Origin of the sequence: Chitinophaga sp. sic0106 (genome assembly GCF_019219075.1) — a bacterium.
In the GTDB taxonomy this organism is placed as follows: Bacteria; Bacteroidota; Bacteroidia; order Chitinophagales; family Chitinophagaceae; genus Chitinophaga.
In genome coordinates, this window is the sequence record NZ_JAHUWJ010000005.1 from 86514 (window position 1) to 110804 (window position 24291).

Genomic DNA, 24291 nt, shown 5'->3' on the forward strand with positions numbered 1-24291 from the left:
ATAAAAAGATTAAATATAATTTATTCTAATATGAATAGTCCAACCAAAATGCTCTCCCTGATAGGTGCCGGACCCGGTGATCCGGAACTGATCACCCTCAAAGCAGTACGCGTGCTCCGCTCTGCCAACGTGATCCTTTATGACGCCCTCGTTAATGAGGACCTCCTCGAACACGCCAACCCCAACGCTGTTATTAAATATGTAGGTAAACGATGCAGTCAGCATAGTCGCACCCAGGCAGAAATAAATGACCTCATCGTCAGCAGTGCATATGAATATGGTCATGTAGCGCGACTCAAAGGTGGCGACCCGTTTATCTTTGGTCGCGCCACTGAAGAAATTGAAACCGCCGCCCTGCACAACATCCCCGTGCAGATCATCCCCGGCATCAGCAGCGCCCTGGCCGTACCGGCCTCCCAAATGATCCCGCTCACCAGCAGGGGCACGGCCGACAGCTTCTGGGTGACCACCGGTACCACCGCTGGTGGTACTTTATCGCCCGACCTTGAGCTGGCCGCGCAATCGTCCGCCACCGTGGTCATACTCATGGGGATGCAACATCTTCTCCCTATCATCGAATTATTCACCGCCCACGGTAAAGCACACACGCCGGTAGCCATCATCCAGCAGGGGACCACCCCCATGGAAAAAGTGGCCACCGGACATATATATAATATACATGAGGTGGCCAAAGCAGCCGGCGTAGGTAGCCCGGCCATCATCGTGATCGGTAATGTGGTGGACCTGCCCATGCATTTCAGCCATCTTGCCACCCAACAACTATCTTTGCACGAGGAACATTATGAAATCAGATAAACAGACCTGCGACGGAAAAACATGCCTGCTATGCCGCCTCTCCCTGCCGGAGTGGCTGCCAGCCATCCATGCCCAAAAGAAAAATATCGTTTATAAAAGAAATGATACGCTCTTCCAGGAAGGCGACTCGGTAAAGGGAATGTTCTTCGTGTTCGAAGGCGTGGTGAAAGTGCATAAACACTGGGGGACCGAAAAAGACCTCATCGTCCGGTTTGCCCAAAAAGGAGAGATCGTTGGCCACCGCGGCATCGGCGGCCCGGAAAACATTTACCCGGTAACGGCTACGGCTATGGGGCCAGTGAAGGTTTGCTATGTGGACCTGCCCTTCTTCAACGCTTCCCTGCGCGTGAATAATGAACTGCTCTACCAGCTCATGCTTTTTTATGCGAAGGAACTGCAGGATGCGGAAAAGTACATGCACGGCCTGGCTCACATGCCCGTGAAAACACGACTGGCAAATGTGCTCCTCCTGATCTACCGCAAATTTGGTACTACCGCAGAAGGCTATATTAATCTGCCGCTTACCAAACAGGATTTATCAGAATGCATCGGCGCCACCTACGAAACTACCTTCCGGGTACTCAATGAGTTAACAGCGGAAGGTCTCGTAAAAACGGAAGGAAAGCACCTGATTATACCCAACCCCGGAGCACTGGCGGAACTGGGGAAAGCGATGTGAGCCGGCCATGGTAAAGGAATGGCGGTGTTCAGGCAACGCTCCTGCCGGGAACGATTGCGTAAATAAACACCACGCATCTGCGGCTCATTTACTATTTTGATCCCGGAATTGTTTCACGATATGAAAAAAGTATGGCTGACCTATGTACTGCTGCCAGCAGGGATTTCACTATTTGCGCTTTCTCCCGCCTCCGCACAGTCAGGAAATGATGTTTCGAAAGTTTGGGTAGCAGATAATGGTAATGGTACTTATAAGAATCCGGTTTTATATGCGGACTACTCTGATCCGGACGCAATCCGCGTTGGAGATGATTATTATTTGATCGCCTCCAGCTTCGATGCCATCCCGGGATTACCCATCCTCCATTCAAAAGACCTGGTTAACTGGCGTATTGCAGGCCACGCACTGCTGCGTCAGCCACCATATGATCATTTTGCTAAAACACAGCATGGCAACGGCGTTTGGGCGCCTGCCATCCGCTATCATAATAACGAATTTTATATCTATTACCCCGATCCGGATTTCGGTATCTATCTCACCAAAGCCAAAAATATCAATGGCCCCTGGAGTGAGCCGGAACTGGTGGCAGGCGGCAAAGGACTTATAGATCCCTGCCCGCTCTGGGATGATGACGGAAAGGTATACCTCGCCCATGCCTACGCAGGCAGCAGGGCCGGTATCAAAAGTATTATTGTAGTCAAGCAACTGAACGCAGCTGGTACCAAAGCGATCGATGAAGGCGTGATGGTGTTTGATGGCCACGACGGCAATCCAACACTGGAAGGCCCCAAGTTCTACAAACGTAACGGGTACTACTACCTCTTTGCACCTGCCGGTGGCGTGTCTACCGGATGGCAGCTGGTCATGCGTTCTAAAAATATTTATGGTCCCTACGACAGTAAAAACGTAATGGACCAGGGTAAATCGCCCATCAACGGCCCACACCAGGGTGCCTGGGTGCAAACACAGAAAGGGGCCGACTGGTTTCTGCACTTCCAGGATATAGATGCCTACGGAAGAGTGGTACACCTGCAGCCAATGACCTGGGTAAACGACTGGCCTGTGATTGGAGAAGATAAGGATAAAGACGGCAAAGGCGAGCCGGTATTGACTTACCGCAAACCGGATGTAGGTAAAACATGGCCTATTACCACGCCTGCCGAATCAGATGAATTCAATGATAATACGATAGGCAAGCAATGGCAATGGCAGGCCAATCCTTTTGCCGGCTGGGCTTTCCCATCGTCCGCAAAAGGTAGTTTGCGACTCTTCGCTGCACAGGTGCCTGATTCCACCAACAGTTTGTGGGATGTACCAAATGTGCTGGCGCAGAAATTTCCGGCAGAAGAATTTACAGCTACGGTGAAGTTTAAATTTACACCGCGACTGCCGGGCGACCGTATGTCGTTTATAGTGCTGGGACTGGATTACGCAGGACTGGCAGTAGAAAACAGGGCAGATGGCATCTACCTCACCAGCTTGCGTTGTGCGCAGGCAGATAAAGGTAAAAAAGAACAAACGGAACAAGTGGGTAAACTAACGGGAACGGATATATTTTTCCGCGTTCAGGTTACGAAAGGAGGGAAGTGTAATTTCAGTTACAGTACTGATGGCAGCACTTTCCAGGTGGCAGGAAATGAATTCACAGCTAAACCCGGCAAATGGATAGGAGCCAAGCTGGGGCTGTGTTGCAGCCGCACGGCAAAAACAAATGATGCCGGCTTTGCGGATGTGGATTGGTTTAGAATCACTAAATAGTAATAAGAAAGGCTAAATGAACATTCCCTGACGTCTGCCAGGGAATTTTTTTTATCTGTTTTCGGGAGATACCAGCCTTGTCTGTAGCTTGATGGTCTTGAAATCTTTCACTGGCCGCTTGCTCTCTATCAGCTGTAGCAGCAATTCCGTTGCTACCTGGCCCATTTCAAATGCCGGCTGTTGCACCACTGTGATCGGTGCATGCAGTAATTCAATCAATTCTGAGTTGGAAAATCCTGTGAGTGCAATCGTTTTTGGAACAGCTATTTTATGACGTTTCAACATGCGCATACAACCCGTGGTGAGTTTGTCGGATGTGGCGAAAATTGCGTCTGGTTTAGGTTTTAATTTAATGAGCTCGCTTACGGCAGTTTCTACTTCGTTTAACAACATACCGCCATGGAAGCAATATTTTATCATCCCGGGATCAGGCTTCAGCTGATACTCCTGTAATGCCGCCATATAGCCGCCTACTCTTTCCCTGGTAATATTTAAATGCTCGGAATTGGCCACACAGGCGATTCTGCGGTAGCCTTGTTCCAACAGGTGAATAGTGGCGTTGTATGCGCCCTGGTAGTTATCAACCACCACTTTGTGGGTGTTGATTTCTTCCACAGAACGGTCCACGAAAACAATAGGAAGTCCGGACTGATGCAGTGATTTTAGTTGCTGTAAATCGTTGGTGGCGCTGGATACAGAAATCAACAGCCCGTCGATGCTCCTGGACGCCAGGTATTGCAGCGTTCTAACTTCTTTCTCAAAGTTTTCATGGCTCTGGGAAATGATGACGGTGTAACCTTGTTCATTGGCAACAGATTCGATTCCGTTGATGATTTGTGAAAAGAAACTATTGGCTATTTCTGCTACAATGATACCTATCGAATGGCTCTTTCTTTCTTTTAAAGACAAAGCAATAGGATTAGGCTGGAAATTCAGCCTGGCAGCGTATTCCAGCACTACCTGCTTGGTAGCTGCACTGATCTCGTGGCTGTCGCGCAAAGCACGCGAAACCGTAGAGGTAGAGAGATTCAGCGCCTTTGCAATGTCTTTGATCGTAGTTGCTTTATACTTCATTTCTTTTACAGCAAGGGCTTTCAAGTATTTTTTCCCATCGTGAATGTAATGAATTTTCCGGGAACGATTGCGTAAATAAAGTTCTCCGTTAGTAAATAGTTCTGTAGACTTGTATCATACGACAGCTAAAATTTTAGACCTTTTATAGCAATACGAACCACGTTTTTGAAGGACGCAGACCTATTCGTTTAAAACTTTATTAGCCAAAAAACTTTCACGCAAGACGTTATGAAAAAAATTCACCTGATTTGCTTACTGTTGTGCTGTTTTAGCCACTGGGCACTCGCACAGTCCCGAACCATTAAGGGCAAGGTGACTGATGCTACAACCGGAGAAGGATTGCCGGGAGTTACCGTACAGGTTAAAGGCGGCACCGGTGGTGCACAGACGGACCCTGCGGGGAACTTCTCCCTCACAATGCCAGACGGCAAAACTGAATTGTTGTTTACTTACCTGGGTTATGCATCCCTCACCCTCCAGGCTACACCAGGCGCTATGAATGTACGACTGGAACAAAGCAACAAAAAACTCGATGAACTGGTAGTTATCGGTTATGGTACGGTAAAAAAACGCGACCTCACCGGTGCTGTAGCTTCCATCAAAGGAGATGAAATTAAGAAAGTACCTTCCACCAACGTGATGGAATCGGTGCAGGGTAAAGTGCCCGGTGTCGATATCACCCGTAGCAGCGGTGCCGCAGGTGCAAAAATAAATGTAACCGTTCGCGGTAACAGGTCTATCACGGCGGCTAACGGTCCCCTCTACATCGTGGATGGGGTACAGTATAACACCATCGAAGACATCAACCCGAACGATATCCAGTCCATGGAAGTATTGAAAGATGCTTCCACCACCGCCATCTATGGTTCACGTGGTGCCAACGGTGTTATCATGGTAACTACCAAACGTGGCGCCAGCGGTAAACCTAAACTCAGCTTCAGTTCTTACGTAGGTACCTCCCAGGTAAACGGCTATCCTGATATGATGACCGGACCTGAATACGTTGCCCTCAAAAGAGAAGCTAACCGCACCACCGGCAGATGGGCCAGCGAAGCTGATGATCCTAAAATCTTCAATGCCTTCGAACTGGAAAATATTAAAAACAACGTGTGGACTAACTACGCTGACCTGCTGATCCACGACGGTTTACAGCAGGACTACCAGGTAGGTATTTCCGGTGGTTCCGATAAAACAAAAGTTTATTTCTCTTTCGATTATTTTAACGAAAAAGGATTATTCAAACTCGATGAACTGAAACGTTATACCAGCCGCTTCAACGTAGATCAAACTATCAATGACGCAATTAAAGTAGGGGTGCAGAGCCAGATCACTTACTACGCGCAAACCAAACGTCGTGATCCGCTGAACCAGGCCAATAAATTCCTGCCACTCACCACACCGTTTGATGAGGATGGGAATTTCGTATTGTTCCCTAACTCAGGTTCCGCAGTGAACCCCCTGGCAGATGAACAACCGAACGCCTACGCCAACGATAATAAAACTACCAGGGTACTGGCAAATGCCTACCTGGAAATCACCCCGCTGGCAGGTCTTAAATTCCGTTCCAACCTGGGTGTTACACTGGAAAATACCAAACAGGGTATTTTCGCCAGCAAAGCGTCTATCGACCGGGGTACACAGTCCACCAGCAGAAGTCAGTCGCTCAACAGCTCCCGTACTTTCCTCAGCTGGGAAAACATCCTCACCTACAATAAATCTATCGGTGATCACAACTTCGGTATTACAGGGGTATCCAGCTTGCTGACCGATAATAATGATTATTCCAATATGCAGGGAGATGGCCAGTTGCTGCCTTCACAGCTGTACCATGCTTTGCAGAACAACGTAAGCGGTATCGCTATTGCTACCGGCTTAACCAGAACGAAACTGATCTCCTTTACTGGTCGCCTCAACTACGACTATAAAGGTAAATACCTGCTGTCCTTCACCACCCGCTCTGACGGTTCTTCCAAGTTGTCTCCGGGTATGAAATGGGCTTACTTCCCATCCGTTGCCGGTGCATGGCGCGTAAGTGATGAAGCATTCATGAAAAATCAACAGGTATTCAGTGATCTGAAACTGCGAGTGACGTACGGTATCGCCGGCTCTGATGCGGTAGATGCTTACTCCACTGCTGCCGTTCTCTCTAAAATTCCTTTCTCCTGGGATGATACCAATGCCGCCATTGCATACGCCATCGGCACGCAGGCTGGTAACAGAGAACTCAAATGGGAAACTTCTGCCACCACAAATATTGGTCTGGACTTCGGTATCATCGAAAACCGCATCACCGGTAACATCGATGTATACGATACCAAAACTAAAGACTTATTGCTGATGCGCACCATTCCTTCTTCCAGCGGTAACATCTCCGTAGTGCAGAATATCGGTAAAACACGCAACAGGGGTTTTGAAATCGGCATTAACACTGTAAACGTGACCGGCAGAGATTTCCGCTGGACTTCCAATATTTCCTACTCCCGTAATAAAGAAGAAATTGTAGCACTGGCCAGCGGCGCAGATGATGTTGCCAGCGGCTGGTTCATTGGTTACCCTACCAGGGTATTATTTGATTATGAAAAATTAGGTATATGGCAATCCAATGAGGCAGACCTGGCAGCAAAATTTGGTCGCAAACCAGGTGAGATCAAAGTGAAAGACCAGGATGGTAACGGTATAATCAATATTGAAGATCGTGTGGTAATCGGTAGCCAGATCCCTAAGTGGACCGGTGGTTTTAACAACGATTTCAAATACAAAAACTTCGACCTGAACATCTACATCTTTGCACGTTTTGGTCAATGGATCAACTCTGAATACGCCAACAAATATGATCCGCAGGGCCTGGAAAACAGCGCACCGCTCAATTACTGGACACCGCAAAATCCTACCAACGAATATCCCCAGCCAGATGCGAGCCGCTCCAAAGCCAGCACACCATTCATTTCTACCATTGGTTACAAGGATGGTTCCTTCGTGAAAATCAGAAATATTTCGCTTGGATATAGTTTCGCACCAGATGTCCTGAAAAGACTGAACCTGTCTACACTTCGTTTGTACGTAACCGGTAAAAACCTGTTCACCTTCAGCAAAGTGAAAGACTACGATCCGGAAAGAGGAGGCGCGCTCAGCGAACCACTCACCAGGATGTACGTGGCCGGATTGAATGTTGAGTTTTAATCTTTATTAAACCGAGGTTATGAAATTATTTAATAAGTATATATTATTCGCAGGACTCGCAGCAGGTTCCCTCGCTGCCTGTAACAAACAACTGGAAGAATACAATCCGGGTAGCTCTACCTCTGATGCCGTGTATTCCACGCCGGAAGGTTTTGAATCACTCGTAAATGCCGTGTATACCTACAACCGCTGGTGGTACGGAAAGGAAAATGGTTATAACATCTCCGAAATGGGCACCGATATCTGGACCAGCGGAACAGGGGACGTATATCCGGATCTCACCCAGTACAATAACCTGCAGGCCAGCAATGGCGCCGTAAAAAACCTCTGGCAGCAGCTGTATGCAGCCATTAACCTGTGTAATGCCGGGGTTACCCGCATTGATGGTTCGGGTATGACGGAGGACAAAAAGAAAATCCGCGGTGCTGAGCTCCGCTTCCTGCGCGCGTTCTACTACTGGCATATCGTGGAAACATGGGGTAATGTGCACTTCACCACTACGGAAACGAATGGTGTGGTTACCACCGCTAACCGCACCCCGGTTGATACTTTTTATGCACAGATTTTCCGCGACCTGGACTATGCCATCGCTAACCTGCCACTCACTACCAGCGATTATGGCCGCGCTACAAAACCGGTGGCCGAAGCATTCGCCGCCAGGATGTACCTCACCCGTGGTATGAATCAGCAGGCAGCCGACATGGCAGAGAAATTAATTAGTGGTTACACCTATAAACTCTTACCAAAATACTCAGATCTCTGGCGCATGGATAACCTCGTGAATACAGAGGTGATCTGGGCAGTAAATTACATGAAGAACCTGGTGTTCGACGACCGTCTTGATGCTACCCTGTATCCGAATGGACACAGCAGAGGCGCCAACAACGCACACATGCTCTTTGCCATGAAGTACGACGACCTGCCAGGTATGCAACGTGATATTGCCAACATGCGTCCATTTAACCGTTATATGCCCACGCTTTTCATGCTGAACCTCTTCAATGAACAAGCAGATGCCCGTTACGAAGCGTCCTTCAAACAAGTTTGGTATTGTAACAATACAAAAACAGCTCCGGCGGGCATGAAGCTGGGCGACACGGCCATCTACATCAGTAAATATGTACTGCCCGATAATCCTAAGTACAGGATTTATGACAGAAATGATATTTATAAAGCAAATGGCGCCGGTCTGGACCGCACCCGCTACATCTCCCTGAAAAAATTTGATGATGCTACCAGAGCTTCCATGAACGAAGAACAAAGCGCCCGCGATGTATTTGTTATCCGCCTGGCGGAAATGTACCTCATCGCTGCAGAAGCACAGCTGAAGCTCAATAACACCACCAAAGCAGCTGAGTACCTCAACGTCCTGCGCAAACGCGCTGCCATTGCAGGCCATGAAACAGAAATGGAAGTGAAAGCATCGGATGTTACGCTGGACTTCATCCTCGACGAACGCGCCAGAGAACTGGTAGGAGAGCAACTGCGCTGGTTTGACCTGAAACGTACCGGTAAACTCCAGGAGCGTATCGCCAAATACAATCCGGATGCAAACGCCTACTTCCAGTCATACCACCTGGTAAGACCCATTCCGCAGGATCAGATCGATGCCGTGACCAACAAAGATGAATTTAGTCAGAATCCACAGTATAACTAAGCCAAGTAAGAAACCATGAAATTTTTGCAGCTATTATTGCTTTCCCTGATAGGGCTCGCACCGGCAGAACAACCGCCGGCAGTGTATCTCATCGGTGATAGTACCATGGCCGATAAGCCCACCGAAGAGAACCCGGAAAGAGGCTGGGGACAACTGTTTCCCAAATTCTTTCAGGCAGGCGTGACTATACGTAATTATGCAGTAAACGGCAGAAGTACCAAAAGCTTTATCAATGAACATCGCTGGGATACCGTGGTATCCCAGCTTAAAAGCGGTGATTGGGTGCTCATACAGTTTGGACACAACGATAGTAAAGTAAAAGATTCCACCCGGTATGCAGCACCCCGCGGCGATTATAAAACGAACCTGGAGCGCTTCGTAAAAGAAGCCCGTGCAAAAGGCGCCAATCCCATCCTGATCACACCGGTAGCCCGCCGCAAATTTACCAATGGTAAACTGGAAGATACCCACGGCGACTACCCCGCAGCAGTGCGTGAAGTGGCCAAAGCCTTGAACGTGCCGATGATTGATCTGCAGCAGTCCTCCAGCGCAGCCCTCAGCGAAGCCGGCGAACAAGGCTCTGTGAAATTCTTTAAAACCACGCCGGCAGGGCATTACAAAACACTGCCTAAAGGAGTCACCGATGATACGCATTTCAATACCTACGGCGCCACCAAAATGGCCGCCCTGGTAGCTGATGCCATCAATAAACAAAATATACCGCTGGAAAACTGGCTCCTGCAGTCAGATTTTACCGGCAAATACGCCTACGAACTGCCGGTAGTATACGAGCCGCATTTCCGCCGCGATACCTTTAGCATCCTGCAATACGGCGCTAAAGCAGATGGTATCACCCTCAACTCAAAAAGCATCAACGATGCCATCACCGATTGCAGCAGCAAAGGTGGGGGCGTAGTGTATGTGCCCAATGGCCTGTGGCTCACCGGTCCGATAGTGCTGAAAAGTAATGTGAACCTGCACCTGGCGGCCAACGCTGTTTTGCAGTTCACAACTGATTATGACCAGTATCCACTCGTAAAAAGTACGTACGAAGGCCTGGTGGCTATGCGTTGCCAACCTCCGGTATCTGCCCTGGATCAGGAAAATATTGCTGTAACCGGGAAAGGTATATTGGATGGTGGCGGTGACGCCTGGCGCGCCGTGAAAAAAGGAAAAATGACAGAGAGTCAGTGGAAAGACCTGATAAAAAAAGGCGGCGTACTCAATAAAGACAGTACCACCTGGTATCCAACCCAAAAGCACTTTGCAGGCACCACTGTAAAGGACCCCGGGGTTATTACGGGAGATGGTAAAGCGGCCGACTTTGAAGCCTACAAGGACTTTTTACGACCCAACATGGTGAGTCTCACCAGCTGCAAAAACGTACTGCTCGAAGGAGTGACCTTCCAGAACTCGCCGGCATGGTGCATTCACCCGCTGCTTTGCGAAAACATCACCCTCCGCAACGTGTACGCTAAAAATCCATGGTACGCCCAAAACGGGGACGGCCTGGACCTGGAATCCTGCAGCTACGCCCAAATCCTCGACTGCACTTTTGACGTAGGGGACGACGGTATCTGCATCAAATCTGGCAGAGATGAACAGGGGCGCAAACGCGGTAAGCCTACCGAAAATGTAGTGGTAAACAATTGCACCGTATACCACGCACATGGCGGTTTTGTAATCGGCAGCGAAATGTCCGGCGGCGCCAACAACATCTATGTAAGCAACAGCACTTTCATGGGAACTGATATAGGCCTGCGTTTCAAGACTACCCGCGGCAGAGGTGGCGTAGTAGAAAATATTTATGTGTCCAATATCAACATGCGGGAAATTCCCGGAGAAGCCATCCTGTTTGATATGTACTATGCCGCCAAAGATCCTATTCCGCTGGCAGGCGAAAACAGATCTGGTCCGAAAATTGAACATGTCCCGGTAACAGAAGCAACCCCTGTCTTCCGAAACTTCTACATAGAAAATGTGGTATGCCACGGCGCTAAATCAGCAGTATTCATCCGGGGCTTACCGGAAATGCCTATCAGCAACATTAACATGAGTAACATGACGATCAAAGCAAAAGAAGGTATCAGCTGCATGGAAGCAAAAGGCATCCATTTTAAAGACGTATACGTGGTGACCAGCTCCGGCAAGGAACCGGTGACCAAACGTAATGCCACCGATATCACTTTCTCCGATAGTAAGTATAAAGACACAAAACAAAAATCATCAGTAGAACATGCGCTATAGATTCAATATTGTAATAACCTTATTGCTGATACTGGCATTGAAATCGAATGCACAGACAGGGGCTGCCGGCATGGCAGCTACCTGCATGCGTATATGGAAGGACTCCTTATCTATGCATCCCGGTAATGCGGTACGCTGGACCTACGACCAGGGCGTGATACTGGAAGGTTTCAATGCCCTCTGGCAAAGAACCGGTAAGCAGGAGTACTTCGACTACATCAAAAAAAGTATGGATCACTTCATCCAGGAAGATGGCAGTATCCGCACTTACAAATTGAAAGATTATAATATCGATAACGTAAAAAACGGCAGGGCCATCCTGGTGCTGTATAAAGCCACCAAAGATCCTAAGTACAAAAAAGCGGCCGACCTCCTGCGCGAGCAGCTGAAAGGTCAGCCACGTACCCATGCCGGTGGTTTCTGGCACAAACAGCGCTACCCATGGCAAATGTGGTTGGATGGCCTGTACATGGGAGAACCTTTTTATGCGGAATATGCTGCTATGACCGGCGAAACGGATGACTTTAAAGACATCACCCGCCAGTTTGTACTGATGGAAGAACATGCCAGAGATCCTAAAACCGGATTGCTGTACCATGCCTGGGATGAGTCCAAAGAACAGCGCTGGGCCAACAAGGTAACAGGGCAGTCGCCGCATTTCTGGGGCCGCGCCATGGGCTGGTATGCCATGGCCCTGGTAGATGCCATGGAGCAGTATCCTAAGGGACACCCCGGTAAGGATAGCCTGAAAGCCATCCTCGGTCGTTTAGCCGTAGCCGTACAAAAGTTCCAGGACCCTAAAACCGGCTGCTGGTACCAGGTACTGGACAAGGCAAACGGTAAGGGCAACTACGTAGAGGCGTCTGCCAGCTGCATGTTCGTATATGCGTTGGCGAAAGGTATGCGCCTGGGCTACCTGCCTGCTTCCTATAAAAAAGTGGTCAACAAAGGATATGATGGTATTCTCAAACAGTTTATCCGTAAAAATCCGGAGGGAGATATTACCCTCGGCGGAACGGTAAGCGTAGCAGGCCTCGGCGGCGAACCTTACAGAGACGGCAGCTATGAGTACTACCTCAGCGAAAAAGTGATCGACAACGATCCAAAAGGTGTAGGGTCTTATATCCTCGCCGCCAACGAAGTTGAAATGATGCGTAAAAAGTAAAATCCTTTTTTCATGAAGTTATCAAAAGGTGTGCTCCCTCTGCTGCACGACAGAGATGCACTCCAGCTACCTGCAGCAAACTGTTTTTCATTGCCGGAAAGAGTACTGCAATTCGGAACCGGTGTATTGTTGCGTGGACTGCCGGACTTTTTTATTGACAAAGCCAACAAACAGGGCATCTTCAATGGCAGGGTAGTGGTGGTAAAATCCACTTCCAGAGGTACTACTGCCGAATTCGATAATCAGGATAACCTGTATACACAGTGTATCCGTGGCGTCGAAGGCGGTAAAAAGGTACAGATGGACATCGTAAATGCCAGTATCAGTCGCGTACTCACTGCCAGCACCCAATGGGACCAGATCCTGGCCTGTGCTGCCAGCGCAGATATGCAGGTAGTGATTTCCAATACTACCGAAGTAGGCATCGCCTATGTAGAAGAGAACGTATTACAGGGAGTGCCTTCCTCTTTCCCGGGAAAGCTGCTGGCATTCCTCTACCAGCGATATCAACATTTCAATGGCAGCGCCGACAGCGGGATGGTAATCGTACCTACCGAATTGCTGCCCGATAATGGACTGCTGCTGAAAAATATTGTGGGGCAACTGGCGGCTTATAACCAGCTGCCGGCCAGTTTCATCCAGTGGCTCACCACACATAACCATTTCTGTAACTCCCTGGTGGATTCAATTATCCCTGGTGCAGCCGATATCGATTGTGGTTATGAGGATCAGCTGCTGATCATGTCGGAAGCCTACCGCCTCTGGGCCATTGAATCCGGCAGCGAGCGGGTAAGAGAGATCTTATCCTTTGCGGCTGCGGACAGTGGTGTGGTAATCACCCCGGATATCAACGTATTCCGCGAACTGAAGCTGCGCCAGCTCAATGGCGCCCACACGCTCAGCTGCGGCATTGCCGCACTGGCAGGCATTGAAACGGTAAAAGCCGCCATGAGCAACGAAGCCATGGCCGCCTATATCGAAGGCCTGCTGCTGCATGAAATTATTCCTGCCATCACGGACAGCAATATACGCCAGGATGCGGCTGTGCGTTTTGCTGCCGCTGTGCAGGACCGTTTCCGCAATCCTTATATCGACCATAAATGGTTAAGCATTTGCGGCAACTTTACCTCTAAGCTGAAAACAAGGGTAGTGCCTATCCTGCTCCGTTATGAACAACGCATGCACCAGGTGCCAGCCCTGATCGCCCTCGGCTTCGCCGCTCACCTGCTGTTTATGAAGCAGGAACACGGCCTCCCTGTAGACGATAGTTTTGCATCTTACTATAAAAAACTCTGGCAGGAACATGAGCTGCCGGAAGTAGTAAAAATCAGCCTGGCCAATAGTGAACACTGGGGTACTGACCTCAGCGCCCTGCCAGGTTTTTCAAGAACAGTAACAAATATGCTGCAGGCCCTGATCAGGGAAGGTGTGAATGCTTACCTGGAAAGAGTAGCGGCGGAAATAATCATCTCCTGATCATGAAGCAGAAAGTATTAAAAGTAAACCCGGCAGATAATGTGCTGGTGGCATTGCAAGACCTCGAGGCTGGCAGCGTAGTTAGCTATAACGGTACCGACTACACGCTCAAAGAAAAAATTCCGGCAAAGCATAAATTCACTACCACACCATTGCAGAAAGGTGATAAAATTACCATGTACGGCGTGCTGGTAGGTAAAGCCCAATCGGACCTGGAAACAGGTGTGCGCATCTCCACTGAAAATGTGAAGCATGCGGCAAATGGCTATGCGCTTTCCCCTGAAAGACGCACCGGCTGGCATATTCCGGATATCAACAAGTGGAAAGAACGCACCTTCATGGGCTATCCACGTGCAGACGGCAGCGTAGGCACCGGTAACTACTGGCTCGTGATTCCACTCGTGTTCTGTGAAAACAGGAACGTGGAAGTGCTGAAAAATGCTATGCTCAAAGAACTGGGCTACGCCAAACCGGATAAGTATGCCTCCTTCATGCAGCAGCTGATCAAAGTGCAGCAGGAAGGCGGAGATATCCAACAGATTACTGAAACCAGCTGGACAGCCGAAGAAGACACCACTACCGGTAAACGTATTTTCCCGAATGTGGATGGCATCAAATTCCTCACGCATGAGGGTGGCTGTGGCGGTATACGCCAGGATGCGCAAACACTGTGCGGACTGCTGGCGGGTTACATTACCCACTCCAACGTAGCAGGTGCTACTGTGCTGAGCCTGGGATGCCAGAACGCCCAGATCAGCATGCTGCAGGATGAAATCAATAAGAGAGATCCGCATTTCGCTAAGCCGCTGTATATACTCGATCAGCAACAAACAGGCTCTGAGCCACTGCTCATCACCAACGCAATTAAGCAAACCTTCGCTGGCCTGATGCAGGCCAATAAGGTATCACGCCAACCGGCCCCACTCAGCAAGCTGACCATAGGACTGGAATGCGGCGGTTCTGATGGGTTCTCCGGCATCTCTGCCAACCCGGCCATCGGGTATACGAGCGACCTGCTCGTGGCCCTGGGCGGATCAGTGATCCTGGCCGAATTCCCGGAACTCTGCGGGGTGGAGCAGGAAATGAGCGACCGTTGCAACAGTGCCGAAGATGCCAACAGGTTCATTGACCTGATGCGCACCTACGCACTGCGCGCAGAAGAAGCCGGCTCCGGATTTGATATGAATCCTTCTCCCGGTAACATCAAAGATGGTCTGATCACCGATGCTATCAAATCAGCCGGCGCCGCCAAAAAGGCTGGCTCCTCGCCGGTAGCAGCAGTGCTGGATTATCCGGAGAAAGTACAGCGCCCGGGACTGAACCTCCTGTGCACCCCAGGCAATGATGTGGAGTCCACCACCGCCGAAGTAGGCAGTGGCGCCAACATCGTTCTCTTTACCACCGGACTGGGTACCCCAACAGGTAACCCCATTGCACCGGTACTTAAACTAAGCAGCAGTACCAAACTATTCCAGCATATGCCTGAAATCATTGACATCAACACCGGTACGATCATCGACGGTGAAGAAACCATTGAAGAAGCAGGTCAACGTATACTCGACTACGTTATAGAAGTAGCCAGCGGAAACATTCCAGCGAAATCTGTAGTAAATGGTCAGGACGACTTTATCCCCTGGAAGCGGGGTGTTTCATTGTAATTTTTCAAATTCCACAATCAGATGAGAAAGAAGTTTCTGGACGAGAATTTCCTGCTTAACACAGGTACTGCCGAGCGTTTGTACCATGATTACGCGAAGGAGATGCCTATTATTGATTACCATTGCCACCTGCCACCCGCACAGATTGCAGCCGATACCCGGTTTGAGAACATCACCCAGGCGTGGCTGTACGGCGATCACTATAAATGGCGCGCCATGCGCATCAACGGTGTACATGAAAGTTATTGTACCGGGGATAGGTCCGACTACGAAAAATTCGAAAAATGGGCGTCTACCGTTCCTAAAACCTTACGTAACCCGCTCTACCACTGGACACACCTGGAGCTCCAGCGCTATTTCGGGGTAAATGAAATTCTCAACTGCCAGACGGCCCGCCAGGTATTTGACCATTGCAGCAGCCTGCTGCAGCAGCCGGAATACAGCGTGCGTGGGCTCCTCCGCAGTCGCAATGTGAAGGTCGTATGTACCACCGATGACCCTGCGGATGACCTGCGTTATCACCAGCAGATGAAAGCGGAAAACTTCGGTATCAGCATTTTCCCTGCTTTCCGCCCGGATGCCGCCATGAACGTGGATAATCCACTCGTATACAACGCCTACCTGCAAAAGCTGGAACAGGCTGCCAACGCTACCATCCGTACCTATGATGACCTGTTGCAGGTATTGCAGCAGCGTCACGACTTCTTTGCAGCCAATGGCTGTACCGTTTCCGACCATGGTATCGAAGAGATTTACGCCGACGCCTATACGGAGGCAGAAATCCGCAGCATTTTCAGTGATGTGAGAGCAGGGAAGCAGTTAACGAACACGGATATACGTAAAATTAAATCGGCCTTGTTGTTTGAACTGGCAGTAATGGACTGGAAGAAAGGATGGGTACAGCAGTATCACCTGGGTGCCTTGCGTAATAATAACTCCCGCATGATGCGCCAGCTGGGCCCTGATACCGGATGGGATTCCATCGGCGATTTCTCCCAGGCACGTGCTTTGGCTAGGTTCCTGGACCGCCTGGATAGTAACGATCAGCTCACCAAAACCATTATTTACAACCTTAATCCGGCAGATAATGAATTGATGGCTACCATGACCGGCAACTTCAACGATGGCAGCATTGCCGGCAAAGTGCAGTTTGGGGCTGCCTGGTGGTTCCTGGATCAAAAGGAGGGAATGGCCCGCCAGATGAATGCGCTGTCGAATATGGGGCTGTTATCCCGCTTTGTGGGCATGCTTACGGATTCCCGGAGCTTCCTCTCTTACCCTCGTCATGAGTACTTCCGCAGGCTGATCTGTGATATGCTTGGGGAAGAAATGGAAAAAGGGGAGATTCCCGATGATATGGAGCTGGTAGGGAATATGGTGAAGGATATTTGTTATAATAATGCCAGTAACTACTTTGGATGGAAATAGTTAAAGCGTTACCAGGGTGCCTGCCCTGGTAATGCTTTTGAATGACGGCCGAAGGCTTTCATTCAAAAGCAAAAAAAAGGTCCTCTGAGATTTGCAGAGGACCTTTTTACTAAATAAAAAACCAACATCAGAAATCAGCACGGCGGATGCTTATTCTCCGAATATTTTTTTCAGTTCCTGATCCAGTCCATCACCGCCGGTACCTACTTCTTTATAAATAATTCTTCCGGTTTTATCCAGCAGCAATTTAGTAGGGAAACCTGTTACAGCATAGGAAGCCACGATGTCAGCTTTTGCTTTGTCGTAGTTGTTGAGCACATGTAACCATGGCAGGTTGTCGTCTTTCACGGCCTTTTTCCAGGCTGTTTCTGAATCGGCAATCTCCTCTGACTTTTCATTGGCTATACCCAGAATTTCAAATCCTTTTGATTTATATTTGGCATATAACTCCTTCAGGTGAGGGTTGCCGGCCCTGCAAGGGCCACACCAGCTACCCCAGAAATCTACCAATACATATTTACCCTGCAAGGAATTGAGTGAAAGCAGGTTTCCGTTTAAATCAGGTTTAGCGAAAGCAGGTGCCATGGAACCCACTGCGGTAGTTTTAACACCGTTGATTTTGGCAGCTATGTTCTGGCCCATTTCTGAAGATTTCAACGCAGGTGCCAGTGTGTTATATGCCTGCTCATATTCTTTCAACGGCATGCTCTCAAACAAACGGAATAATAATACCACGCTCACATAAGATTTAGGGTGCTTCGCGATGAAATCACGCTGATACCCCTCCATAACCTTGGTGTTTTCGTTTATTTCCGCTGTGTAGGCCTTCATCTGTACGCTGTCAGTTTTCCACTTCAGTCGCATGGAAGTCTTTCTGATTTCCCAGTTCTTTTCTATCAGTGGCTGTGCTTTTTCCTTGTATTTATTAAACTCTTCGTTGAGTTTGCCGCCTGTTACTTTCGACTTGTAAAGCTCCTCAGCACTACCAGTAATCGTAATTGGTTTGTCGGAAATAAAGAATTCCAGCGCAGGTCCGGGCATAAACATGCCGCCTTTCACCACTTCAAATTTTGAGGAAGGATGAGTACTGCTCATCATGACCAGTGTTTCTCCCTGATAATTCCCTCTAAATTCCATGTGTTGTCCATGTACTACTACAGGTGTATCACTGGATTTTTTCATGCCGATTACCAGGTTGGTACGCAGCTTGTAGCCTTCAATCCCCTGGATGTCGGCCTTGATGCTGTATTGTTGTTGCGCGTTGGCAACAGTGGCCAGCAGTAAACTGCTGGCCAGGGTTAAGGTTGTTTTTTTCATGGTTGGTGTATGATTAAAAGCTTGTCATTGGCATACTCATGGCTTTTTTAGGTGCTGCTTTAGCGCCTTTTTCCAGGATGTTTTTCACCATCGTTTGTGCTTCATCTGTAAAGCCGGTAAAGCGTTCTACGATGTTGCCATTCGGGTCCACCAGGTACATGGTTGGGATGCCGGAAAACTGGAATACTTTCATGGTGGTATCTTTATCGTCGCTCAGGAGCTGCAGCCATGGCATGTTTTCTTCTTCCATTGCCTTGCGCCATGCTTTATCATTTGTATCTATGGAGATGCTGGCGACCTCAAAACCACGATCCTTGTAGGAAGTGTAGAGCTCTTTCACTTTCGGAATGGCCTGACGGCAAGGACCACACCAGCTGGCCCAGAAATCTACCAGCAGGTATTTGCCCTTGTACTGATCCAGGGTGGCCAGTTTGCCATCCGGCATCGGGTAATTAATGGAAGGCATAGGCTGACCATTCTTCAGCTTTTTAGCCTGGTTCATGTTGTAGATGATATTTTCTTTCAGCGCTTTCGCTTCTGTCAGCCATGGATATTTTACGACCAGTTCATCCAGCAGTTTCATCGCTTTATCATACTTTTCGCCTGCCTGTGTACCAGCCATGCCCCGGATGGCGTAAATCGTAACCGGACGGCCTTTGTATATGCGCATCAACAGCGCCTGGCGCTGCTCATAATCTTCACCAATCGGACTGTATACTTTTCTGTTATTCAGGTAAGATATAAAGTTCGTATCAGTGGACTTTTTGGCATAATATTCCATGTTGTAGTCATCAATGCCCCTGCGGTAATTGTTTTCATTGTTGAGGATATACTGATTGATGAAGTTGTTGTCAGAAGATCCTTCCACGAAGTTGTAGTGTGGTACTTTTACCTTGTACCTGGCAGTATCATAACCACGCATGGCCACATTCACATCCCCATCGCTCCAGAAGCTGGCACGATCCCAATGCATGGCATCAATGGTGTATGCGCCCTGGTGGTCCTGTTTCAACTGGAATTTGAAACTCTTATCAGCCCCCACTATAGCAGAGTCGACTACCTCGCCTTTACCGAAGAGAGACTCTTTCAATAGAAATACCTTATTCTCGTTCTGTTTTGGGTCAGTAAATTCTACGGTTCCCTTTACGGTTATGGATTTCACCACTTTTACCTGCTGTGCCAGCAAGGCTGATGGTAAGGCGATCAGCGCCAGTGGCATCCACATGTTTAATACTACTTTTTTCATTGGTGGTATGTTGTTTTAATAGTTACTTACTGTAGTCCGGATTTTGTTCCAGATATGGGTTGATGGTAAACTCCCTGGAAGGAAGTGGTAATAAGGCATGTGTGGCTGGTACACCATAGGAGGTTACCCAAGCAGCTCTTTTGCCAAAGCGCTCCATGTCCTGCCAGCGTTGATGTTCGCCTACAAACTCTCTTCTGCGCTCTGCTTCTATATCTACCAGGAAAGCTGCGGCATTGGCATAGTCGCTGTTATTTTTTATACTGGCTTTACGTGCACTACGGAGCTGGTTATACGCAGTTACATCTACTGTACCTTTCCGTGCAGCAGCTTCCGCTGCAATCAGAAATGCTTCACTATATCTGCAAACAGGGTAAGAGTTTACAGATTCCTGTGGGAACTTGGTAATGAAATATACCTGTTCGGTGATGCCGGCGCCTTTAACTCGGGTGAAGAACGGCAGGCGGATATCTGTTGCCTCATAGGACTTTACGATGGCCGAATCTACCCAGTTATTCCCGTTGCCTGCAATGTTGGCTCCTGCTGCAGTACCAGGGCCCAGCCAGTTGGGCAATCCATATCTGTCAGTGGCAGGAGTGGGGGTTTCGTTTAATTTGTAGAGGGCTTCACTGCTGTTAACCCCGGATTTGAAGATGTCACCGAAGTTGGACGTCAGTGACAACTTTCCTGAACTAATCACCGTATTGGCCAGTGTTAGTGCTTCTTCATTTCTGCCGGTGTTTAAGTACAACCTTGCCAGCAGCAGCTGTGCGGCCTGTTTGGAGCCCAAGGTAGCATTGGTGTAATCAGGTAACAGGCTAATCGCCTTCTGGTAGTCTTTTTCCATCTGCTGTTGTACCTCGGCGAGTGTGTTGCGGGTAGCACGCTGCCGTGGATCTTCATTGCCATACACCAGCGGTACACCACCAAAATGATCCGTCAGCCAGTTATAGGAAAAGGCCCGCAGCAAATAAGCCTCTCCGGCAGCACCGCGGATAGTGGTGTCCCCGGCATGCTCCTGCTCATAACGGATTACCATATTCACCGTAGCAATCGTAGCATACGGTTGCTTGAAAATATAGGTGAGGCCGTTCTCCAAGGGTGATACATTGTTTCCATCCCAGGTAGGAAAGGTGAGCGAAGTAATATCATCAGACATCACATCCTGGTAGGAGTAAAAAAGATACATGGAATTATTATTCATCAGCGATAGCTTCGCTCCGTTGATGACCAAAGGCAGGTTACTGCTGCTTAAATTGTCGAAGCTGATCCTGGTATCCGGTACCAGTTTATCCAGCTCCTTACTACAGGATGCGGTCAGTAACAGTGAAGAAAGTATAAGTGGATATGTAAGAAATTTCATGAAATGAGTTTTTTAGAATGAAACATCAATACCAATAACAGCAGACTGGGGATTAGGTACGTTGGTGCTAACCACACCAGAGTTGGCCGCCGCTTCCGGATCAAAGCCGATGTATTTGGTGATGGTCACCAGGTTCTGCGCTGCGATGTATACTCTTGCACTGTTGATTTTTGCTTTACTGATTAAAGCGGCAGGTACGGCATAGCTCAGGTTAATATTACGCAAACGAACATACGAAGCGTTGTAGATGAACTGGGTGGAAGGGCGATAGTTCCAGTCTGCCGTTTGGCCTGCACCATGTTTACCGGTAATGGCACGTGGTACATCCGTGATATCTCCTGGTTTTCTCCAGCGTTTTGTAACCACGTCAAACATATTTGGCATGGCACCATAGAAGTCACGGTCATAGCTTCTTAGGGTTTGCTCATAGTAATCATACACCTTGTTGCCTACCACATAAGTTATTAAGGCATCGAGTGTAAAACCTTTATAGCCAAAAGTAAGGGTGGTACCTCCGGTAAACTTCGGTATAGCAATAGGAATTGTAACCATATCATTGGTATTCCACAAACCATCCTTGTTGCGGTCGGTGTAAATGATGTCACCTGTTTGCGGGTCCACTCCCTGGGATTCGTACACCTGTACAGAGCCTACGGACTGGCCAACTTTAGCTTTAGATTGCGGGCCTCCGAATACAAAGGTGCCATAGTTGGTAAGGGAGTCTTTCAGGCTGATGATTTCATTCTTGTTAATGTTCATGTTGGTGGATACTTTCCAGCTGAACTTTTTACCTGCCTTACTACTGTAAGCCATCTCCAGATCTACTCCCTTGTTGCGGATATTCCCGATGTTATCCGGGGTAGAGGCAGCACCATATACCCATGATACCTGGTTGGAGCTCATCAGTCCATCGGTGGTTTTGTTGTAATAATCGAATGCCAGCGTCAATCGGTTGCTGAACATGGTTGCATCAATACCTGCGTCTACCTGCCTGGTGCGTTCCCATCTGATGTTTGGGTTTCCGATAACGCTGTTAATCTGTAATGCCGACAGACCATTGTAAGACGTTGCCAGCAGCAGATTTTGTGCATCCCAGTAATTCAACGGACGGATGTTTCCACTCATACCATAGCTGGAACGGAGTTTCAGTTGACTGATCAGCTTATTGCCATGGAGGAAATTTTCTTTAGCGACATCCCAACCACCAGAAATGGAAGGAAACCAGCTATATCTGTTGATAGAAAGTAATTTGGAAGAACCATCTCTTCTTAGGGAGGCATTAAGGAGATATTTACCTTCCCAGTCAAACCCGGTACGGGCAAAGAATGCATCGGAGAGCTCCTTATTATTGATATTGTAGTTGGATATAGTACCAACGCTGCCATAAGCAGAACCTGCGCCTGCACCAGTGATACCATCTACGACCGGATAACCGTTGAGGTCATATCCGAGGGAGGTAAGTTCTGTGCTGTAAAAGGTGTAACCCGCCACTGCATTGATGCCCAGCTTGTTAACCCTTTTGTTATATGTGAAATAGTTATCGAACGTATAATTGAAGTTATCCTGCCCGGAAGTTTTGGTACTACCTTTCGTAGAGTTGCCCAGATAAGTGAGCGGAGAATAAAAATCCCTGTTGAGTGAATTGTATTTGCTGGCATTAAAGGAAGAGCGGAATTGCAGATCCTTGGTGAAGCTGATATCTGCTGTCAGGCGGCCAATGTAACTAAGTACCTTGTTTTTGTTCTGGTTGTTTTCCATCACACCCAGGGGATGCTGTTGCATTCCTACATAATAACCCAGGGAGCCGTCGGCATTGCGAACCGGTTCTTCCGGAGTATCCGGCCTGGCCTGGAAAGCATAGGCAATCGGATTGGATACATTTTTTGTAACGCTCTGGTTGATAGATAAACCCCCGTTGACCTTCAGCCAGTTATTAACAGTTTGGGTAAGGTCTAACCTGGCAGTATAGCGTTCAAAGTTGCCGGAACCCCATACCATCTCTTCCGCATAGCGCCCGAGCGACATATAGTAGCTGCTTTTTTCGTTGCCGCCGCTCATGCTGGCCTGTATATTATTAATAGGCGCATTTTTATTCTTGATCCTGTCAATCCAGTCAATACTTCTGTCGGCCATATTCAGCCCGGTTATCTGTGATTTCAGGTTATTGATTTCATTGTTTAACTGTGTGATTTCTCCGGCAGGGGTAGTGGGATCTTTCAGGCGTTTATCAATATCTGCCAGCCTGTTATTCCGTGCATCCATGAAAGCGGAAGTATATTCGGTGCTGTTCAGCATCCTGCGGGAGGTAGGTACGTTATTGACGCCGGTATAAGCGTTTATACTAAAAGCCGGTTTGCTGTTGATTTTACCCTTTTTAGTGGTGATTATGATTACACCACCACTTCCCCTGGCACCATAAATAGCCGCAGAAGCAGCATCTTTGAGGACTTCCATGCTCTCGATATCCTGCGGGTTGATGGTGTTGATGTTTACTGTATTACCTTCTACAATCAACCCATCAATAACAATAAGTGGATTGGCGCCGTTAGCATTCACTGACTGGGCGCCCCTGATTTGTATATTCGGTGTAGAGCCGGGATTGCCATTGGAGCTGGCTACAAATACACCGGCCACCCTTCCCTGGAGGGCTTTTGCGGCATCGCTGACAATATTTTTTTCGGGAGTCAGGGAACTGCTGCCCACCGTAGAGATGGCATTAGTCACCTTGGCGCGTTGCTGGGTGCCGTAACCTACTACCACGGTGCTGTTCAGCTCCAAAGCCTGAATCTTCAGCAGCACAGGACCGGTGGAAATGAGTGCCGCCTTAACGATCACGTTTTCAAAGCCCATACTGGAAATCTGCAATTGTGCATTGGCCGGTACATTTAGTTCAAATTCGCCTGCCGCATTGGTGGTAGCACCTTTGTTACTGCCTACTACTTTTACGGTGGCGCCGGGAACCGGCTGCTTGGTCAGGGAATCTTTTACAGTTCCCTTAAGAACTTGCTGTGCCGCAGCGGTCATGCTGCCTCCCAAAAGCATAGAAAGGGATAAAATAATTAGCTTTCTCATACAATAGTTGGTTGATTTTTGTAATGAATACCCAGCTGGAATAGGCTACCAAGGTAATTATCAGCAATACAGGTTCTATTGGAAAAAGGACGTATGGAATCAAAAAAAGTACAATCAGGATTTTTATGAGGACGAAAAAAAGAAACGTTGATTTACTG

15 protein-coding genes are annotated in these 24291 nt (G+C 48.4%); 10 read left to right on the forward strand and 5 right to left on the reverse strand.

The annotated features are described in order from the left end of the window. Positions 1 to 30: 30 nt before the first annotated feature. From cobA to KW844_RS09365, 3 genes are all read left to right on the forward strand, one after another. Positions 31 to 816 carry a uroporphyrinogen-III C-methyltransferase gene (cobA, locus tag KW844_RS09355; protein ID WP_255578324.1) on the forward strand — a complete coding sequence of 262 codons (786 nt, stop codon included), beginning with the start codon at positions 31 to 33 and terminating at the stop codon, positions 814 to 816. Next, complete coding sequence (locus tag KW844_RS09360; RefSeq protein ID WP_218376461.1) at positions 803 to 1495, forward strand: Crp/Fnr family transcriptional regulator; 693 nt, start codon at positions 803 to 805, stop codon at positions 1493 to 1495. Before cobA ends, KW844_RS09360 begins: the two co-directional genes overlap by 14 nt. Positions 1496 to 1615: 120 nt before the next feature. Continuing rightward, positions 1616 to 3253 carry a glycoside hydrolase 43 family protein gene (locus KW844_RS09365; protein ID WP_218376462.1) on the forward strand — a complete coding sequence of 546 codons (1638 nt, stop codon included), beginning with the start codon at positions 1616 to 1618 and terminating at the stop codon, positions 3251 to 3253. Between the two features lie 51 nt (positions 3254 to 3304). On the opposite strand, the gene KW844_RS09370 is transcribed toward KW844_RS09365, so the two are convergent. After that, complete coding sequence (locus tag KW844_RS09370; RefSeq protein WP_218376463.1) at positions 3305 to 4327, reverse strand: LacI family DNA-binding transcriptional regulator; 1023 nt, start codon at positions 4325 to 4327, stop codon at positions 3305 to 3307. A gap of 228 nt (positions 4328 to 4555) precedes the next feature. On the opposite strand from KW844_RS09370, the gene KW844_RS09375 reads away from it, so the two are divergent. Genes KW844_RS09375 through uxaC form a run of 7 tightly spaced genes read left to right on the forward strand, consistent with a single transcriptional unit; the run spans position 4556 to position 17138 of the window. Next, positions 4556 to 7507: a TonB-dependent receptor gene (locus KW844_RS09375; RefSeq protein ID WP_218376464.1), complete on the forward strand. Its 2952-nt coding sequence runs from the start codon at positions 4556 to 4558 to the stop codon at positions 7505 to 7507. A 19-nt stretch (positions 7508 to 7526) separates the two neighbouring features. Next, positions 7527 to 9164: a RagB/SusD family nutrient uptake outer membrane protein gene (locus tag KW844_RS09380; protein ID WP_218376465.1), complete on the forward strand. Its 1638-nt coding sequence runs from the start codon at positions 7527 to 7529 to the stop codon at positions 9162 to 9164. 15 nt (positions 9165 to 9179) lie between these two features. Next, positions 9180 to 11411: a glycosyl hydrolase family 28 protein gene (locus tag KW844_RS09385; protein ID WP_218376466.1), complete on the forward strand. Its 2232-nt coding sequence runs from the start codon at positions 9180 to 9182 to the stop codon at positions 11409 to 11411. Then, positions 11401 to 12576 carry a glycoside hydrolase family 105 protein gene (locus tag KW844_RS09390; RefSeq protein ID WP_218376467.1) on the forward strand — a complete coding sequence of 392 codons (1176 nt, stop codon included), beginning with the start codon at positions 11401 to 11403 and terminating at the stop codon, positions 12574 to 12576. The genes KW844_RS09385 and KW844_RS09390 overlap by 11 nt, the downstream gene beginning before the upstream one ends. A gap of 12 nt (positions 12577 to 12588) precedes the next feature. Continuing rightward, the gene (locus KW844_RS09395) at positions 12589 to 14052 is read left to right on the forward strand and encodes a tagaturonate reductase (protein ID WP_218376468.1); all 1464 of its coding nucleotides are present in this window, start codon (positions 12589 to 12591) and stop codon (positions 14050 to 14052) included. A 2-nt stretch (positions 14053 to 14054) separates the two neighbouring features. Beyond that, the gene (locus KW844_RS09400; RefSeq protein ID WP_218376469.1) at positions 14055 to 15710 is read left to right on the forward strand and encodes a UxaA family hydrolase; all 1656 of its coding nucleotides are present in this window, start codon (positions 14055 to 14057) and stop codon (positions 15708 to 15710) included. Positions 15711 to 15731: 21 nt separating this feature from the next. Next, complete coding sequence (gene uxaC / locus KW844_RS09405) at positions 15732 to 17138, forward strand: glucuronate isomerase (RefSeq protein ID WP_218376470.1); 1407 nt, start codon at positions 15732 to 15734, stop codon at positions 17136 to 17138. Positions 17139 to 17288: 150 nt separating this feature from the next. Here uxaC and KW844_RS09410 read toward each other — a convergent pair whose 3' ends face one another. From KW844_RS09410 to KW844_RS09425, 4 genes are read right to left on the reverse strand one after another with little or no spacing between them, the layout of a single operon-like run. Then, positions 17289 to 18455: a TlpA disulfide reductase family protein gene (locus KW844_RS09410; RefSeq protein ID WP_218376471.1), complete on the reverse strand. Its 1167-nt coding sequence runs from the start codon at positions 18453 to 18455 to the stop codon at positions 17289 to 17291. A 13-nt stretch (positions 18456 to 18468) separates the two neighbouring features. Then, positions 18469 to 19701, reverse strand: coding sequence for a TlpA disulfide reductase family protein (locus KW844_RS09415; RefSeq protein WP_218376472.1), 1233 nt, complete (start codon positions 19699 to 19701; stop codon positions 18469 to 18471). A 22-nt stretch (positions 19702 to 19723) separates the two neighbouring features. Further along, positions 19724 to 21061, reverse strand: a complete 1338-nt coding sequence (locus KW844_RS09420; RefSeq protein ID WP_218376473.1) for a RagB/SusD family nutrient uptake outer membrane protein — start codon at positions 21059 to 21061, stop codon at positions 19724 to 19726. Between the two features lie 12 nt (positions 21062 to 21073). Next, a complete protein-coding gene (locus KW844_RS09425) occupies positions 21074 to 24133 on the reverse strand; it encodes a SusC/RagA family TonB-linked outer membrane protein (RefSeq protein ID WP_218376474.1) in 3060 nt (1019 codons plus the stop codon). Positions 24134 to 24291: the final 158 nt, after the last annotated feature.